The following is a 14,801-nucleotide window of genomic DNA, read 5'->3' on the forward strand; positions in this document are numbered from 1 at the left end:
GGCGCGCCACCCGGGTACTCCGCGCGGGTGAGCGCGCCGCGCACGCCCGCAGGATCACCCGTGGTGCCCGCCCCGCCTTCCCCGTTTCGCGCCGGTCCGCGTGGGAAGCTTTGGCCCGATCACCGACATCCATGCACTTATCGGACAAACAGCCCACGCTGCTCCTGCTCCGACGAGCCACCGAAACGGACGTGCCCATGGACGCAATCTCCCGCCGCAGCCTGCTGGCCGCCGGAGCAGCCACCGCCGCCACCCTGGCGGCCGGCTGCGGCAGCGGCATCACCAACGAGGGCGAACAGGCCGCCCCACCCGCCAACGCGCCCGCCGGCCCCGGCGAACAGGCCGCCCCCGCCAAACCCCCCGCCGTCTCGATCGGCGACGGCTCCACCTCGGACACCGGCCCCCAGCCCAACCAGCCCACCCCCGAGAAGCTCAAGCCCGGCGAGCGGCCCCCGCAGTTCGTGGTCTTCTCCTGGGACGGCGCCGGCGAGCTGGACAACCGCCTCTTCACCCGCTTCCGTGCCCTCGCCAAGGAGCACAAGGCCTCGATGACCTTCTTCCTCTCCGGCATCTACCTGCTGCCCGAGGGCAAGAAGGACCTCTACCACCCGCCCCAGCACCGGGTCGGCGCCAGCGACATCGGCTACCTGTCGGACCAGCACATCCACGACACCATCGAGCAGTTGGGCGCCGCCTGGCTGGAGGGCCACGAGATCGGCACCCACTTCAACGGCCACTTCTGCGGCTCCAACGGCGGCGGCCGCTGGTCCCCCGAGGAGTGGGACAGCGAGATCCAACAGGCGATGGACTTCGTGATGAACTGGAAGACCAACACCGGCTTCACCGACCTGCCCGCACTGCCCTTCGACTACCGCAAGGAGCTGATCGGCGCCCGCACCCCCTGCCTGGAGGGCCAGCGCGGCCTGCTGCCCACCGCCGTCAAACGGAACTGGAAGTACGACTCCAGCGGCCCCGGCGGCACCCAGGTCTGGCCGCAGAAGTTCCAGGGCGGCGCGCTGTGGGACATGCCGCTGCAGTCCGTCCCCTTCCCCGGGCACAGCTTCCAGGTGCTCTCGATGGACTACAACATCATGTACAACCAGTCCGGCAACAACACCAAGGGCAACCCGGGCTCGTACGACGCCTGGCGCACCCAGGCCACCGGCTCCCTGCTGGCCGGCTTCGAACGCGCCTACACCAGCAACCGGGCCCCGCTCTACATCGGCAACCACTTCGAGCAGTGGAACGGCGGCATCTACATGGACGCCGTCGAACAGACCATCAGGACCATCGCCGCCAAGCCCGAGGTCCGGATGGTGTCGTTCCGTCAGCTGGTGGAGTGGCTGGAGGTCCAGGACCCCGCCGTACTGCGCAAGCTCCAGACCCTCACCCCCGGCCAGGCCCCCACCGGCGGCTGGGAGACCTTCCTCGGCACCCCCTAACGCGCCGTCAGCTCTCCGGCCGGCCGCGCCGCCCGGTCCTCGGCCGCCCGGTCCTCAGCCGGTTGGTCCTCCGCCGGCCGGTCCCCGGTCGGCCGGACCCGGCCGGAGAGCAGGGCGCCGACCAGCGCCACGCCCGTCATCACCAGGAAGATCGCCGTGAACGGGGCCACCGGCACCGAGGCCGCCCCTTCCGCCGCCGCCAACGAACCGCCGCCCAGGCCCGCGAACAGGACCCCGGCCAGGCCGATCAGCAGCACGTTGCCCAGCGCGTCGCTGAGCTGGAGCGAGGAGGAGTTCACCCCGGCCTCCTCCGGCGCCGAGAGCTTCATCATCAGCACGCTGATGCTGGCCACAGCCAGCCCCATCCCGACCCCGCCGACCGCCCAGGCCGCGGCCGCCACCCAGACCGGCACCGCCGGTACGAGCACCAGCGCCGCCCCCGCGATCGACACCGCCGTCAGCAGGAACCCGACCCAGATCATCGTCTCCCGGTGCGCCTGCGCCGCCGGCAGCCCCTGCAGGAAGGAGCCCAGCGCCCAGGAGAGCCCGCCGCTGGTCAGGGTCAGCCCGGCCATCGTCGGCGACAGCCCGCGCTGGGTCACCATCATCAGCGGGATGAAGGCCTCGGCCGCGAAGAACGCCCCCGCCGCGATCCCGCGCAGCAGGATCACCGTCGGCAGCCCCCGGGCCGCCCGCAGCGCCCCCGCCGGCAGCAGCCGCACCACCGCCGGCCCCAGCAGGGCCACGCCCGCCGCCGCCGGCAGCAGCCCGAGCAGGTCGAGCCGCTGGCCCGCGTACTGGAGCAGCCCCGCACCGAGCGCGGCCATCGCCGCCCGCAGCGTCCTGGCCCGGTCGAACTCCTTGGCCTCGGCGGGCGGTTGGGCCCGCTCGGAGCGCCGCAGCGCCGGGCCCATCACCGCCAGCGGCAACAGGATCAGCACCGGCACCGCCAGGAACACCCAGCGCCAGCCCAGGTGCTCGGTCACCGCCCCCGAGACCACCGGCCCGACGATCGAGGGCAGCACCCAGGCCGCCGAGAAGGCCGCGAACACCGACGGCCGCAGCCGCTCCGGGAACGCCCGCCCCACCACCACGTAGAGCGCCACGATCACCAGCCCGCCCCCGAGCCCCTGCACGGCCCGGCCCGCCACGAACATCCACATGTTCACGGCCGCCCCGGCCAGCACCAGCCCCGCCCCGAACACCGCGATCCCCGCGAACAGCGGCCCGATCGGCCCCCGCCGGTCCGCCCACTGCCCGGATATCACCAGCGCGAACAGCGTCGAGGTGAAGTACCCCGAGAACGCGAAGGCGTACAGCCCCAGCCCGTGCAGGTGCTCCGCCGCCACCGGCATCGCGGTGTTCACCGCCGTCGCCTCGAAGGCCAGCAGCAGCACCACCGAGACGATCCCCAGCGTCAACGCCCGGTACGGGCCGCTGAGCACACCGCCCTCTCCCTCGGAGGGCGGTTCGTGCACGGTCTGGGTGGCGCTGCCGGCTGCTGTGGTCATGCCCGACATCGTAAGTGCCGTCCGGCGAAATGACCCCTGACCTGCAGGCCCGTTCTCGCTACCCCGCAGGTCCTAGGCCCGGCCGGCCCTCCCGGTCGCGGTCAGTGCAGCACCTTCAGCCCCACCACACCGCCGAGGATCAGCACCAGACAGGTCACCCGGGCCGCCGTCACCGCGTCCCCCATGACGGCCATCCCGTACAGCGCCGTCCCGATCGCCCCGATCCCGACCCAGACCGCGTAGCCCGTCCCCAACGGGATGCTCTTCATCGCGTACGCCAGCCCGCCCATGCTCAGCAGCAGGGCCACCCCGAACACCACGCTCGGCACCAGCCGGGAGAACCCCTTCGACGCCTCCAGGGCCACCGCCCACACCGTCTCCAGCACACCGGCGACGATCAACACGACCCAAGCCATGACGGGCACTCCTCGCAGTAGGTCTCGACTTCACTACTGCGCCGTCTTGTCGTTCCGGGTACGACGCGCCTCGTCCGGGGTGATCACTCACCTGCCCCCGAGGCTAGCACGCGGCCGCGTTCCGACCCTCCGGGCCGCGACACACGGAATTCACGTTCGGGGATTGACGCGGGCTCGGTTTATCCGCCACCATGAATTCACACAGCGCCCCCGGGGATTCCGGGGCCGGACGACAGGAGCAGGCCATGAGCAGGAAGACGGTGGCGATCGCAGCGCCCCGCACCTGTGCCGCTCCCTGTTGTCACTCCTGTCGCTGACCTCTCTCCCCCTTGCCGGCAGCCGTCGCTGACCTGCCGTCACCCCTTCTTGGCCGTGTGCCCGAGTGGTTGAGGGAACCGCCTGCAAAGCGGTGTACACGGGTTCGATTCCCGTCATGGCCTCCGAATGCCGAATTCACCCTCCCGATGCGGGAGGGTGAATTCGGCATGCCCTTTTCCGCATTTCCGTGTTTCCGCGCACCGCATTTCCGGTAACTCCGAAAACGCCGGGGCCCGGCCGCAGGATCTCCCCTGCGGCCGGGCCCCGGTCGTCGTTCGGCGTGCCGCCGGTCAGTCGATCACCGGCGGGTTGGCCTTCCCGCCGGTACGCCAGGTGTCCTCGTCCTCGACCAGGTAGTCCGGACGGTTGCCGTTCTTGTCCTTCTTCTTGCCGCCGGCAGCACCCATCCCGGGCATGCCACCCGCACCGGCCGCGCCACCGCGCCCCTGACCGCCCTGGCCGAGGCCCGAACCGCCCTGGGTGAACGAACGCCCACTGGCCCCGCCGGCCTTGGCACCGCCGACCGTCCCGCCCTCCTTGCGGACCAGACTCGGCTTGCCGCCACCGGCCTTGCCACCGGCGCCACCACCGGCACCGGCCCCCGGCATGCCACCCATCCCGGGCTGACCCGTACGGCCCGAACCAGCACCACCGGCCCCGGCACCCGCACCGGCCCCGGCACCGCCGCGGCCCGCACCACCGGCACCGGCCCCGGCGCCACCACGGCCCGCACCACCAGCGATCCCACGACCACCACCGGCACCACCACCACCGACGCCACGGCCACCGCCGCCACCACCGATACCCGGCAGCCCCATCGGCGGCAGCCCACCGCCACCACCGCCGCCACCACCACCACCACCGAGCCCCGGCCCCGTCGGCACCGTCGGCACGTTGTGCCCCGGCGCCGGCAAGGTCGACACCGGCGGAACCACACTGTCCAGCCGCGGCCCACCCGGCAACGGGTGCACCGGCGTCGGCACCCGCCCATCCGGCACCCCGGGCCCGGTCGGGCCCGTCGGGAGGGTCGGCGAGTGCGGCCCGTCCGGCTTCGGCACACCGGGCGTGCCGCCGGGCGGCGTCCAACCGGGCTTGTCGTTGCCGCTACCCGGCGGCTGCACCGGAGGCTTGATCTCCGGCTGCGGGCGCACCGGGCCGATCTTGCCGGGCGGGTTCACCGGGGCCGGCGGGTACGGCGTGTCGGGCCGACGCTCACGGTCCTGGGCCGGCGGCTCGAGGTAGGCGGCGGCCTCGGTGTAGTGCGGCGCCAGGTGCTCCATCACGACGATGGCACGCTGGTGCGCGATCTCCGTCGCCGACAGTTCGTCATAGTTCTTGTTGACCGCGGCCGACCGGTCCATCCCACCGGCGAGGTCCGACTTGAACTGCTCGTCCGAGCGCTGGCCGAGGTCACCGAGCCACTTCGCCCCGCTCTCGAACGAGCTCGGGACCTCGATGTCCGCCATCGCCGTCTTGCTCTGGGAGAGTGCCTGGCCCGCGTACTTCATCGCGGCCGAGGTCTGCACGGCGTGAGCCGCCGTGTTCGTGAGGTTGGTGTGCAGCACCCCTGCGCGGGTCACGAAGCCGTCGGCGGCCTTGCCCGACCAGTTCTGCGTGGCGTGCTCCACCGCCTTCTTCAAGTCATCAGCCGCAGCACGGAGTTCAGCGTCGACGTTCTTCCAGTGCTCGGCGACCTCCTCGAGCCGGCCTGGATTGGATCCGCTCAGCATGTCCTTGAGCGGGATGAGTGCGTGACCCTCGAAGTTCGTCTTGCCTGCCACGTCAGACCACCCTCTCCTGGCTGTTCATGACGGACCTCTGCTCGTACTCCGTGCCCCGGTAGTTGGCGTTCACCGTCTGGGTCTTGTCACCGAAGTCGTTGATCAGGTCGTTCAGCTCGGCGATCGTCTGCGCGAGGAAGTCCTGCATGTTGCTGTGGGCCCTGTAGAGCTCCTGCGCCTCGGCGAAGTTGCCCCCGAAGTTTCCGGAGTCGACCACGGTGTTGTACTTGCTCTTGTTCGCGGTCTGGCCGAGATTCTGCTGGAGCACTCGCAGTCGCTTGACGACCGCCTCCAACTCGTCGGTGTTGACCTGATATCCGTCCGACATACGGCTCCTCCCCCTGGAGTGTCGCTGCTTCCCCGTGTGCGCTTCTGCCCCGGGCGGGTTACTGAAGGCACCCTGACTGTCTACCGACAGGCAGGGACGTTCGATCGTATCGCTTGTACGAGGGCGTCTGACACACCCTCAGCGTCACTGGTTGCCACCGGAACCATAAGGATTCTGGTACGGCGGCTGAGGCGGCTGCCCGCCGTGCGGCGGATACCCCTGCGGCGGCGCCTGGTTGCCGTACTGCGGCGCCCCGTACGGCTGGTTCGGGTACTGCTGCTGAGCCGGCGGGTAACCGTAGGGCGCAGGAGCCGGCGGCACCTGGCGGGCCTCGCGCCGACGCTTGGAGCCCTTCACCAGGACCACGATCAGGCCGACGAACAGCAGGGCGAGGAGCAGCAGCACCCCGGCCGCCACCGCGATGCCCTTGCCGAGGATCGAGAAGCCCTCCGGCTCCTTCACCGGAGCCTGGGCACCTCCTGCGGCCGGAGCAGAGGCACCCGGCGTGGGCGCTGCGGCCGAGGCGCCGCCACTGGCGGTCGCACCAGCCACCGCAGCCAGCGGGCCCTGCGCCGGGCCGGCGGCCATCTCCTGGGTGAGCGCCTCGTACGGACGCACGGTGCCGTAGCCGTAGTGCGCGTCGGGCAGCTTGGTCACCGACGCGGGCGCCTTGGCCGACTTGGTGAGGCGATTGGCTACCTGGCCGGCCGTCAGGTCCGGGTACTTGGCCCTGACTAGCGCCGCAGCACCGGCCACGAAGGCCGTCGCCTGGGAGGTGCCACCACCGAGGCAGTACTTGCTGCCCGCGCAGTCGCCCGCCGCGACGATGTCGTCACCGGGGCCCGTGAGCAGAAGCTCAGGTCCCCAGTTCGAGTCCGAGGAGACCCTGCCGTCCTTGCCGACCGAGCCGACCGCGAGCACCCCCGGGGCGTTCGCCGGCACCTCGACCGCCGCTCCGCTGTTGCCGGAGGCGGCAACGATCAGCACGTCCTTGCCGAGCGCGTACGCCACGGCGTCGTCGTACCGGGCGCTGCGCACACCGCCCTTGCCCTGGGAGATGCTGATGACCTTCGCACCGTTGTCCACCGCCCAACGGATGCCCTCCGGGATGGCGTCCGTGTTCTGCGCGCTGGTCTTGTAGACCGGAAGGATCTTGGCTCCTGGCGCCACCCCGATGACACCCGCGCCACTGCCGTGGCCCTTGGCCGCGATGATGCTGGCCATCGAGGTCCCGTGGTCGTTCTTGGGCGCCCGGTCGAGCCCTTGGCCGCTCGGGTCGAAGCCCGGCAGGACCTGGCCCGCCAGGTCGGGATGGTTGGCGTCGACGCCTTGGTCGATGACGGCGACCTTGATCCCGTCGCCCTTGGAGACGCCCCAGGCCTTGTCCAGGTTGAACGCCTGGATGGGCCACTGCCCGTCCCGCACCTCATCGGCCGAAGCGGATGGCGCCGAGGCCAACAGCAGACCGGCGGCCATCGCGGTGGCCCCGAGCGAGCGCAAGCTCCTGGTGAACGTCATCCCTACCCCGTACCCCGTCAGTTGGAGACCCCGGTCCGCGCCTTCCGGATACGGACCGCTCGATCGTATCGCCGGACCAGCCGACCCGGGCAGGCGCCCACGCAGCTGCACAGCTTCCGCACGAACGGCGATGACTACGCGTCAGGCCGCCGGAATCTTGTCGAAGACCATCTGAGTGATGTTGCGAGCGACTCCGCAGACATCCGGCTTCTTGGCCTTGTCGTAGTTGGTGATCTTGACGTTGAGGGAGTTGTCGCCGAACTCGTTGATGCTGTTGAGCTGCACCACGACATCGCACTGGTCCAAACCCTCGGCGTTCTTGGCCGCCTTCTGGGAGGCGCGGTTGCCGCCGATCCGGATGTTGGTGGCTCCACCCCCCTGGTTCTGAACACCCTGCTCGAACCGGAGGGCCTGAACGGAGACGGCCAACATGGACTTCTTGGTGGAGACCACGCAGTAGCTCCCCCCGTTGTCCAGCGACCCCTCCATCTCGTCGTTCGTGGCCTGCTGGATGTCGGCCGCGGTGAACAGCCGGCAGATCTCGACCGTCCGGGTCTTCTTCTGGTGGGTCACCGGCTCGCCGGTCCCCGGATCGGCGGTCTCCGCCGCGACCGGGAGCTTCACGGCCGGCTCGGTGGAGTCGGAGTCCTTCCCGTTCAGCATCGAACAGCCCGTCAGGGCCAGCGACAGGACGGCAACAGCCGCGAGGGCGGCGGTGGGTCGGCGCATGGGTTCGGTCCTCGTTCCGTTCGGTCCGGCGGGCGCGGGGCGCGCGCGAACCACGGAGCCCCCCGGCCGGTACTGACTGACTGTCTACGGGACGTCACCCTAGCGGGCGCGGTTGCGTCAGGCGGTGATGGCGTCCTCGGGGAGGATGGGGAGGCGGGCGACGGGGAGGCCGGTGGCGGCGCGGACGGCGGCGGCGACGGCGGCGGGGGCGGCGACGGCGGGGACGGCGCTGACGGCCTTGGCGCCGAAGGTGGCGACCACGTCGCGCTCCTCGAGGAGGGCGGCGATGCGGACCTCGGGGGTGTCGAGGGCGGTGGGGAGGCGGTAGCCGGTGAGGGAGGGGTTGAGGAGGCGGCCGCCCTCGGTGCGGAGGTCCTCCAGCAGGGCCAGGCCGACGCCCTGGGCGACGCCCGCCTCGATGCGCTCCTCGATCTGACGCGGGTTCAGGGCCCGGCCGACGTCCTGGGCGACGGTCACGTCGACGACCCGCACCGCGCCGAGCTCGATGTCCACGTCCACGACGGCCCGCATCGCGCAGAAGGCGATGGAGACGAAGGCGTCCCCCTGCCCGTTCTCGTCCAGCGGCTCGGTGGGGTGCGGGCGGCACTGGGCGGTGGCCCAGAGCTCCTTGCCCTCCAGGGCTTCGGTGACCGGCATGCCGAGCACGCCGTCGTAGGAGGAGATCTTGCCGTCGGCGATGGTGAGGAGCTCCACCGACATGCCGAAGTTGGCGGCGATCGGCTGGAGCAGCTGGTGACGGACCATCACCGCGGCCCGCTCCACCGCACCGCCGCTGACCCAGGTGTGCCGCCCCCGCGCCGACGGGCCGGCCACCGACTGGTCGCTGTCGACCGGCGCGATGTAGACCTCGGAGACGCCGAGCACGGACTGGACGATCTGCCGGGCGAGGGTGGCGAAGCCCTGGCCGACGTCGACGGCGGCGCAGATGACGGTGGCGTGGTCGCCGCTGACCCGGACCGTGGCGGTGGAGACCTCGTCCTCGCCCTCGGCACCGAGCATGTGGACCATGCCGAGGGCGTAGCCGATGCCGCGCCGGACGGCGGCCGGGTCACCGGCGCCGCCCGGGCCGCCGGGGAGCAGCCACTCGCTGTCGGGGTCGTCGACCGGCAGTGCGGGCAGCGGGGCGGTGGAGACGGCGTCGAGCAGGGCGGCCACCGGGGCGGGGCAGGTGACGGCCTGTCCGGTGGGCAGCGGGTCGCCGGTGGTCATCGCGTTGCGCCGCCGGATCTCCACGGGGTCGACGCCGACGAGGGCCGCGAGCCGGTCGAGCTGGGACTCGTACGCGAAGCAGGTCTGCAGGGCGCCCTCGCCGCGCATCCGGCCCGCGGGCGGGTTGTTGGTGCGCACGGCCCAGGCGTCGACGAAGACGTTGGGGCAGGTGTAGGGGCCGACCGAGAAGGCGGTGGCGGCGGCCAGCGCCTCGGCCGAGACCTCGGCGTAGGCGCCGCCGTCCAGCAGGATCTGCGCCTCGACCTTGACCAACCGGCCCTCGGCGTCGGCGTGGTGGCGGTAGCGCAGCAGGGCGGGGTGCCGGCTGGTGTGGCTGTGGAAGGACTCCTCGCGGGTGAGGGTCATCTTCACCGGGCGGCCGGTGCGCAGCGCGAGCAGGGCCAGCACGACCTGGAAGGAGAGGTCCTCGCGGTCGGCGGTGGCGCCGGGCACGCCGGTGGCGACCAGGCGGACCCGGTCGGGCTCCAGGCCGAGGCAGGCGGCGGTGCGGTCGCGGTCGCCGTGCGGGTCGGTGGAGGAGAGGTGGAGTTCGACGCCGCCGTCGGGGCGGGGCACGGCCAGGCCTGCCTCGGCGCCGATCGGGGCCGGGTCCTGGCGGCCGACCTGGTAGAGGCCCTCGACCACGACCTCGCCGACCGCCTCCGGGTCGCCGGTGCGCAGCGGGAGGTGGCGGAACAGATTGCCGTCGGGGTGCAGCGGCGGGCAGGTGAAGGACTGCTCGGGGTCGGTGACGGGCTCCAGGAGCTCGTACTCGACCACGATCGAGGCGGCGGCCAGCCGGGCGGTGTCGGGGTGGTCGGCGGCGACGGCGGCCACGGGTTCGCCGTGGTGGCGGACCAGGCCGTCGGCGAGCACCGGGCGGTCGGCGACGCCCCGGCGGTCGGTCAGGCCCTCGACGGCGGCGGCCGGCAGGTCGGCGGCGGTCACCACGGCGTGCACGCCGGGGACGGCCAGGGCGGCGCTGGTGTCGACCGAGACGATCCGGGCGTGCGGGTGCGGCGAGCGCAGCACGGCGCCCCAGAGCAGGCCCTCGGCCCAGAGGTCGGAGGCGTAGGGGTAGATGCCGAGCGCCTTGGGCAGCGCGTCGCTGCGCCGGGCGGAGGTGCCGAGGCCGAACGGCTCCGCGCCGTCGGGGAGTTCGGCCTCCGCGGCGGTGGGCGCCGCCGGGGCGGTGAGGTCGGTGGGCGAGCTCATGCGCGATCGTCCTCGGGGTGCCGGATGCCGTGCGGCGGGGTGCTGCCGTCGTGGGCCTGGGCCTGGGCGGCGGCCGGGTCGTAACCGGTCTGGTAGCCGCCCTCGAAGGCCTGGTAGGTCTGCTCGTAACCGCCCTCGTAGACCGTGCCGTGATCGAGGCCGTGGTCCGGACCCTGGCCGAAGCCCGGAGCAGGGGCGGGGGCCGGGGCGGGCGCCGGGCCCGGGGCGTAGCCGGGGTCGTACGCGGTGCCGTGCGCCGGGGTCGGCACGTACGGGGTGCCGTGCGCGGGGGTGCCGGTGGCGGCCGGGCCGTCGTAGGCGGTGCCGTGCGCGGGGGTGGCCTCGCCCTGCACCGGCTCGTAGACTCCGGTCTGATGGGTGGTCAGGCCGTACTCGGTGAGGGCCGGCTCGGCCTCGACCCAGGCGTCGGAGTCGGCGTAGAGCGGGAGTTCACCGACCGGGGGCAGGTCCGCGACGGCCGCGGCCACCGCGGCGGCGCCGCCCTCGGCAGCAGCCCCGGCGACGTCGGCGGTCCCGGCGGCGGCGGTCCCGGCAGCGGTGCCGGCGGCCGACGCCCCCGTCGCGGCCGCCTCGGCGGCGGCCAGCGCCTCCTCCTCGGCCAGCCCGCGCGCCTCCGCCACGGTCTGCACGGCGGCCAGCACGCCCTGGTAGCCGGTGCAGCGGCAGAGGTTGCCGCAGAGCGCCTGCCGCGCCTCGACCTCGCTGGGCCGGTGGTTGCGCTGGAGCAGGTCGTGCACGGCCATCGCCATGCCGGGGGTGCAGTAGCCGCACTGCACCGCGCCCGAGTCGGCCAGCGCCTGCTGCACGTCGCTGGCGGAGCCGTCCGCGCTCAGTCCTTCGACGGTGGCGATCTCGCTCTCCGAGGCGAGCGCCGCGGGCACCAGGCAGCCGGCCACCAACTGGCCGTCCACCTGCACCGAGCAGGCCCCGCACTCGCCCTGCTCGCAGCCGTCCTTGGCCCCGGCCAGGCCGAGCCGCTCGCGCAGCACGTAGAGCAGGCTCTCGCCGATCCAGGCGTCGGCCACGGGCCGGTCGAAGCCGTTGACCCGCAGCGTGTACGAGGCGGTCGGGCGCAGGTCACCGCCGAGCGGGCCGCCGACCGCGTCCCCGACCGCATCTCCGCCGAGCGCACCGCCGGCCGCCGCACCGCCGACCGCGGCGCCGAGGCCGTCGCTCACCAGATCCGTCACTTCAGTGCCCTTCCCAGCGCCCGTCGGGCCAGCACGGATACCGTACGCCGCAGCCGGGCGGCGGCGGCCGGGGCCCCCTCCCCCTCGAGCGCCCCGTCGGGGACGCAGGCGGCGGCCACGTACTCGCCGAAGGCGGCCGCGGCGGCCGGGTCGATGGCGTCGGCGGCCTGGTCGCCGCGGGCGTCCCAGTCGATGCAGCCGGCCACCCAGGCCTCGGCCTCCAGCGGGCGCAGCGGTACGGGGGCGACGGCGCCGACGGCGCAGCGGACGGCCCGGCGGGCCGGGTCGAGCACCAGGGCGACGGAGGCGCTGGCGCGGGACGGACCGCTGCGGCCGGTGGCCTTGAGGAAGACCTGGGGGGCGTGCAGCAGCGGGACGCGCACCCAGGTGAGCAGCTCGCCCGGGCGGACCGGGTCCAGGCCGGTGAGCAGGTGGCTGACGGGCACCTCGCGGCTGCCGCCGGGGCGGGCCAGGGTGACGGCGGCCTCCAGCGCGGCGAGCACCGGCAGGGTGTCGCCACCGGGGGCGGCGGTGGCGACGTTGCCGCCCAGGGTGCCGACGTTGCGGATCTGCGGGGGCCCGGCGGTGCGGGCCGCGTCGGCCAGCGCGGGAATCAGCGCGGCGAAGTCGGGCCGGTCCATCCGGGCGAAGGTGAGGCCCGCGCCCAGGACGGCGGTGCCGCCGTCCTCGTAGCGCCAGCCCCGGAGTTCGGTGATCCGGCCGAGGCCGATCAGCGCGGCCGGGCGGAGCCGTCCGGCGTTGACCGCCTCCATCAGGTCGGTGGCCCCGGCCACCGGCACCGCGCCGGGTGTGGCGGCGAGCGCCTCGACGGCCTCGTCGAGCGAGGCCGGCAGCATGATCGTCCGGTTCACCAGGAATCCACCGTGCTCCACTTGCTCATCAACTGCCCCGCCGTCCCACGGCGGTGTGTGGCCTGGCCCGTAGGGTACGGGCGATCGGTGCGGGTTGGGCAACTCTGGCACACAAAGCTTGGTGATCATTTCCTGGCCCGCGAACAAGCTGTGTCAATCCCGGACGAATCCAGGCACAGAACGATCCGATCCGGCGGCCACCGGATCGGATCTTCATCTGTTGTTGACGTCCGGGCCTCCACCAGGAGTTCCCGGAGGCTTCCGACACTCCGTCAGGAGTCCTTCGGCCCGTCGAGTGGACGCCCGAGCACGCCGGGGCGCTTCTGCCAGGGGTGCGGGCCGCCCGGGGGGCGGTACTCCACGCCGAGCGCGTCGAGGCGCGCGTAGTGCGCCGTCATCCTCCGCTCGAATCCCTCCCAGTCCCGCTCGGCCGGCGCGGGCAGCGCCGACCAGGCCACCTCGGCGAAGGCGGCCAGCCGCGGGAAGGCCCGGAAGTCCACGTCCCGGGCGTCGTCCATGAACTCGGTCCAGATGTTGGCCTGGGTGCCGAGCACGTGCGCCGCGGCCTCCTCGTCCAGCTCGGCCGGGACGGGCTCGAAGCGGTACACGTCCTCCAGGGTGCGGACGAAGCCGACCGGGATCGGCTCCTCCTCCCCCGCCCCCTGCCGGTGGTCCAGGTAGACGTACGTCTCCGGGCACATCACCACGTCGTGCCCGGCGGTGGCGGCGGCGATCCCGGCCTCGAAGCCCCGCCAGGAGGAGACCGCGGCGCCGGGCGCCAGCCCGCCCTCCAGGATCTCGTCCCAGCCGATCAGCCGGCGGCCGCGCTCGGCGAGCCAGCTGTCGAAGTGCCGGATGAAGAAGCTCTGCAGCTCGTCCTCGTCGGCCAGCCCCAGCTCGCGGATCCGCTCCTGCGCGGCCGGGCTCTTCCGCCACTGGTCCTTGTCGCACTCGTCCCCGCCCAGGTGCACGAACTGGGACGGGAAGATCTCCAGCACCTCCTCCAGCACGCCCTCGAAGAACCGCAGGGTGGCCTCGGAGACGTTCAGCACGTTCTCGCTGACGCCCCAGTCCGTCCAGACCCCGAGCGCGGCGGTGTCCACCACGTCGGTGTTGCCCAGCTCCGGGTAGGCGGTGATGGCGGCCTGCGAGTGGCCCGGCAGGTCGATCTCCGGCACCACGGTGATCTGCCGGGCGTCGGCGTACGCGACGATCTCGCGCAGGTCGTCCTGGGTGTAGAAGCCGCCGTGCGGCCGGTCGTCCCGGCGGTCCGCCGCCCGGAAGCCGACCATCGACCGCTCCCGCCAGGACGCGACCTCGGTCAGGCGCGGGTAGCGCTTGATCTCGATCCGCCAGCCCTGGTCGTCGGTCAGGTGGAAGTGCAGGACGTTCAGCTTGTGCGCCGCCATCAGGTCGATGAAGCGGAACACGCCCGCCTTCGGCATGAAGTGCCGCGAGACGTCCAGCAGCACGCCGCGCCAGCCGAACCGCGGCGCGTCCTCGATCTCCGCGTACGGCAGCTCCCAGCCGGCGCGGCGCAGCGGGGCGGTGCGGAAGGCGTCGGCGCCGAGCAGCTGACGGAGCGTCTGGGCGCCGGCGAAGGCGCCGGCCGTGGTGCTCGCGGAGAGCAGCACGCCCTCGGGGCCGACGGCGAGCCGGTACGCCTCGGGGGCGGCCGCCGGGTCGAGCCGCAGCTCGATGCCGCCGGGGGCGGCGGGGAACGGGAGTCCGGTGGAGGCGCCGAGCGTGACGCGCAGCCAGTCGGCGACCGGGGCGAGCGCGGGGTCGGCGGTCAGTCCGGTGCTCGCGTCGAGGGGGTAGGTGCCGGAAGTCTCGGGGGAGATGACACTCAGCGGGGCAGGGATGAGGTCCATGACCTGCATCCTGCCCCGCCGGGGCCCGAGTGGCATAGACCAATCGGGAAGTGTTCTGCAGAGCGCGACGCGCTACTTCTTGTCGTCGTCCCCGCCGCCCTGCGGGCCGCCGATGCCGTCGTAGATCTCCTTGCACATCGGGCAGACCGGGTACTTCTTCGGGTCCCGCCCGGGCACCCAGACCTTGCCGCAGAGCGCGACCACGGGGGATCCGGAGAGCGCGCTCTCCATGATCTTGTCCTTCTGGACGTAGTGCGCGAAGCGCTCGTGGTCGCCGTCCCCGTTGGAGACCTGGGGGACGGGCTCGACCAGGGTGCCGGTACCGAGGCCGCGCTCGGGCTCAAGAGTGCTCATGA

At 72.9% G+C, this 14,801-nt stretch carries 12 protein-coding genes, 1 tRNA gene and 1 riboswitch; of the genes, 2 read left to right on the plus strand and 11 right to left on the minus strand.

Annotated elements, in window-relative coordinates; translation table 11 throughout:
* Positions 1-197: 197 nt before the first annotated feature.
* Complete coding sequence (locus ACWEPF_RS06000; protein WP_345290390.1) at positions 198-1,442, plus strand: polysaccharide deacetylase family protein; 1,245 nt, start codon at positions 198-200, stop codon at positions 1,440-1,442.
* Here the strand turns inward: ACWEPF_RS06000 and ACWEPF_RS06005 are convergent.
* Both ACWEPF_RS06005 and ACWEPF_RS06010 read right to left on the minus strand, forming a co-directional pair.
* Positions 1,439-2,953 carry an MFS transporter gene (locus tag ACWEPF_RS06005; RefSeq protein WP_452171590.1) on the minus strand — a complete coding sequence of 505 codons (1,515 nt, stop codon included), beginning with the start codon at positions 2,951-2,953 and terminating at the stop codon, positions 1,439-1,441. The genes ACWEPF_RS06000 and ACWEPF_RS06005 overlap by 4 nt on opposite strands.
* A 101-nt stretch (positions 2,954-3,054) precedes the next feature.
* A complete protein-coding gene (locus ACWEPF_RS06010) occupies positions 3,055-3,369 on the minus strand; it encodes a DMT family transporter (protein ID WP_345290388.1) in 315 nt (104 codons plus the stop codon).
* Positions 3,370-3,404: 35 nt separating this feature from the next.
* A riboswitch (guanidine-III (ykkC-III) riboswitch) is annotated at positions 3,405-3,466 on the minus strand.
* 271 nt (positions 3,467-3,737) lie between these two features.
* On the opposite strand from ACWEPF_RS06010, the gene ACWEPF_RS06015 reads away from it, so the two are divergent.
* Positions 3,738-3,809: transfer RNA gene (locus ACWEPF_RS06015), tRNA-Cys, on the plus strand.
* A gap of 168 nt (positions 3,810-3,977) precedes the next feature.
* On the opposite strand, the gene ACWEPF_RS06020 is transcribed toward ACWEPF_RS06015, so the two are convergent.
* The 9 genes from ACWEPF_RS06020 to ACWEPF_RS06060 form a co-directional block, all read right to left on the minus strand.
* The gene (locus ACWEPF_RS06020) at positions 3,978-5,468 is read right to left on the minus strand and encodes a PPE domain-containing protein (RefSeq protein ID WP_452171591.1); all 1,491 of its coding nucleotides are present in this window, start codon (positions 5,466-5,468) and stop codon (positions 3,978-3,980) included.
* Position 5,469: 1 nt separating this feature from the next.
* Positions 5,470-5,796, minus strand: coding sequence for a hypothetical protein (locus ACWEPF_RS06025; protein WP_452171592.1), 327 nt, complete (start codon positions 5,794-5,796; stop codon positions 5,470-5,472).
* 144 nt (positions 5,797-5,940) lie between these two features.
* On the minus strand, positions 5,941-7,314 hold the full coding sequence (locus ACWEPF_RS06030; protein ID WP_452171593.1) for a S8 family serine peptidase: 1,374 nt from the start codon (positions 7,312-7,314) through the stop codon (positions 5,941-5,943).
* Positions 7,315-7,455: 141 nt separating this feature from the next.
* Positions 7,456-8,043, minus strand: a complete 588-nt coding sequence (locus ACWEPF_RS06035; RefSeq protein ID WP_452171594.1) for a DUF3558 family protein — start codon at positions 8,041-8,043, stop codon at positions 7,456-7,458.
* 117 nt (positions 8,044-8,160) lie between these two features.
* Positions 8,161-10,488: a xanthine dehydrogenase family protein molybdopterin-binding subunit gene (locus ACWEPF_RS06040; protein ID WP_452171595.1), complete on the minus strand. Its 2,328-nt coding sequence runs from the start codon at positions 10,486-10,488 to the stop codon at positions 8,161-8,163.
* Positions 10,485-11,699: a (2Fe-2S)-binding protein gene (locus tag ACWEPF_RS06045; RefSeq protein ID WP_452171596.1), complete on the minus strand. Its 1,215-nt coding sequence runs from the start codon at positions 11,697-11,699 to the stop codon at positions 10,485-10,487. Before ACWEPF_RS06045 ends, ACWEPF_RS06040 begins: the two co-directional genes overlap by 4 nt.
* Positions 11,696-12,556 carry an FAD binding domain-containing protein gene (locus ACWEPF_RS06050; protein ID WP_449797329.1) on the minus strand — a complete coding sequence of 287 codons (861 nt, stop codon included), beginning with the start codon at positions 12,554-12,556 and terminating at the stop codon, positions 11,696-11,698. The genes ACWEPF_RS06045 and ACWEPF_RS06050 overlap by 4 nt, the downstream gene beginning before the upstream one ends.
* Before the next feature lie 287 nt (positions 12,557-12,843).
* Positions 12,844-14,445, minus strand: coding sequence for a beta-N-acetylhexosaminidase (locus ACWEPF_RS06055; RefSeq protein ID WP_452171597.1), 1,602 nt, complete (start codon positions 14,443-14,445; stop codon positions 12,844-12,846).
* A gap of 72 nt (positions 14,446-14,517) precedes the next feature.
* Complete coding sequence (locus ACWEPF_RS06060; protein ID WP_345290380.1) at positions 14,518-14,799, minus strand: DUF3039 domain-containing protein; 282 nt, start codon at positions 14,797-14,799, stop codon at positions 14,518-14,520.
* Positions 14,800-14,801: the final 2 nt, after the last annotated feature.

This window comes from Kitasatospora sp. NPDC004289 (assembly GCF_053602875.1).

Excerpts from the sequence above, each read along its gene's own strand:
- ACWEPF_RS06000 (WP_345290390.1), top strand. The coding sequence starts at position 198 with ATGGACGCAATCTCCCGCCGCAGCCTGCTGGCCGCCGGAGCAGCCACC.
- ACWEPF_RS06005 (WP_452171590.1), bottom strand. The coding sequence starts at position 2,953 with ATGACCACAGCAGCCGGCAGCGCCACCCAGACCGTGCACGAACCGCCC.
- ACWEPF_RS06010 (WP_345290388.1), bottom strand. The coding sequence starts at position 3,369 with ATGGCTTGGGTCGTGTTGATCGTCGCCGGTGTGCTGGAGACGGTGTGG.
- ACWEPF_RS06025 (WP_452171592.1), bottom strand. The coding sequence starts at position 5,796 with ATGTCGGACGGATATCAGGTCAACACCGACGAGTTGGAGGCGGTCGTC.
- ACWEPF_RS06030 (WP_452171593.1), bottom strand. The coding sequence starts at position 7,314 with ATGACGTTCACCAGGAGCTTGCGCTCGCTCGGGGCCACCGCGATGGCC.
- ACWEPF_RS06035 (WP_452171594.1), bottom strand. The coding sequence starts at position 8,043 with ATGCGCCGACCCACCGCCGCCCTCGCGGCTGTTGCCGTCCTGTCGCTG.
- ACWEPF_RS06040 (WP_452171595.1), bottom strand. The coding sequence starts at position 10,488 with ATGAGCTCGCCCACCGACCTCACCGCCCCGGCGGCGCCCACCGCCGCG.
- ACWEPF_RS06050 (WP_449797329.1), bottom strand. The coding sequence starts at position 12,556 with ATGCTGCCGGCCTCGCTCGACGAGGCCGTCGAGGCGCTCGCCGCCACA.
- ACWEPF_RS06055 (WP_452171597.1), bottom strand. The coding sequence starts at position 14,445 with ATGGACCTCATCCCTGCCCCGCTGAGTGTCATCTCCCCCGAGACTTCC.
- ACWEPF_RS06060 (WP_345290380.1), bottom strand. The coding sequence starts at position 14,799 with ATGAGCACTCTTGAGCCCGAGCGCGGCCTCGGTACCGGCACCCTGGTC.